We start from the raw sequence: 311 nt of genomic DNA on the forward strand, positions 1-311 counted from the left end.
TGAAAGCGCACGCATATATCCAAGTACAGGAAGTTTGAGTGCTTGTTGCGGATAGACGCTTGTACTATCACGGGCAACAAGTTGATCTTGAGCTCCTAATGCATAAACAATTTCTGTAAGTGATCCGCCAATAGAGACGATCCGTGCATTTTCAGGAAAATGCGTTACAGGTTCAGCGACCACTTGTTTAGAAAAGAAGGTAAAAAAGAGCAGTATACAAATAAGGAAAAATTTTGGTCGTTTGTGTAAAAGAAGTGTAAACATATCCAACTTTACCTTTCTAAGCGACTGCTACTGCGTGGCTTTGAGGC

At 40.8% G+C, this 311-nt stretch carries 1 pseudogene; it reads right to left on the bottom strand.

Annotation, left to right across the window (positions count from 1 at the left end):
• Positions 1 to 264: pseudogene (locus ACFIO5_RS09870) on the bottom strand (hemin ABC transporter substrate-binding protein); the annotation flags it as partial.
• Between the last annotated feature and the right edge of the window lie 47 nt (positions 265 to 311).

The organism is Bartonella sp. AA86SXKL (genome assembly GCF_042196885.1).